Genomic DNA, 1097 nt, shown 5'->3' with positions numbered 1-1097 from the left:
TTGGAATCAAAGTAGCTCAATATTGAGACAAGAGGCGTTAAAAGCAAATCATGCTCGTACCCGCGAACGTTTGATGGCACTGTATGAGATATGTAATGGAAAAAGCGCAACACAGGTAGGTCGGGAAACAAGACGCAACCCCCAGACAATCATGGAGTGGGTACATCGTTACAATATTTCAGGTATAGAAGTACTGCGGTATCAACATACAGGTGGTCATCCCCCCCTTTTTCAAAACAGATAGAGAAAGCAGTTGATAGAGAGATTCGTAAAACTTTAGAACTGGCAGCAACAGCACCTCAGCAAAAAAAGCTCAATCAAGAGTTCTTACCTCGTTGGACGTTAAAGCGTTTAGTAGCTTGGATTGACAATCAATTTAATCTCAAATGTTGTCGTGAATCAGTGCGTAAGACTCTCAAGAATTTAGGATTTTCATGGAAGAAAGCGCGGAAACTGTTAAATAAAGCCAACAGCAAAAAACGTGCTGAGTATTTGGAAAATCTACAGGGTTTACTCGATGATGCTCTGAACAATGGTCACTTACTGGTTTTTATCGATGAGGCACACATTCATCTTGACAGCGATGAAGGTTATGGCTGGTCGATTAAAGGAGAACGTTTTTGGGTTAGTTCCAATTCTCCAGGAAGAAGCAAGGTTTCCTTTTATGGGATTTATGTTTACAACTATGCCAAAGTCAAAATTTTTCCTTATTTAAAAGCAGATCAATTCAATACAATTGATGTTTTAAAACATCTGAGAACTGAGTTTCCGGAACGCGACATGACTCTAATTTGGGATGGTGCTCCTTATCACCGTTCTCAAACTGTCAAAGAAGCATTAGAGATTTTACAAATCAACCTGGAGCCTTTACCTGGTTACAGCCCTGACTTTATGCCTGTGGAACACCTCTGGCAATGGTTGCGTGAAGATGTAACTTATCATACATGCTACCAGTCACCTGCTGAATTAATTGAACGGGTTCATTTCTTTGAACAAGATATTAATTCCCGTCCTTTTGAAATTTGCGATCGCTTGTGGGTGAAAAATCACCTTGAAGAAGATGAGGAAAAACTACGGGTTTCAAGATAGACGTGGTT

2 protein-coding genes are annotated in these 1097 nt (G+C 40.1%); both read left to right on the top strand.

Annotated features, from left to right (window positions below; translation table 11 throughout):
- A partial coding sequence (locus IQ246_RS29770; protein WP_194006870.1) for a helix-turn-helix domain-containing protein occupies positions 1-244 on the top strand: 244 nt, incomplete at its 5' end.
- Positions 157-1089 carry an IS630 family transposase gene (locus IQ246_RS29765; RefSeq protein ID WP_194006869.1) on the top strand — a complete coding sequence of 311 codons (933 nt, stop codon included), beginning with the start codon at positions 157-159 and terminating at the stop codon, positions 1087-1089. The genes IQ246_RS29770 and IQ246_RS29765, both read left to right, overlap by 88 nt.
- Positions 1090-1097 lie beyond the last annotated feature (8 nt).

The sequence above is a fragment of the aff. Roholtiella sp. LEGE 12411 genome, from assembly GCF_015206995.1.
Classification (GTDB): Bacteria; Cyanobacteriota; Cyanobacteriia; order Cyanobacteriales; family Nostocaceae; genus Komarekiella.
This window is presented reverse-complemented; position numbering and strand designations above follow the sequence as displayed.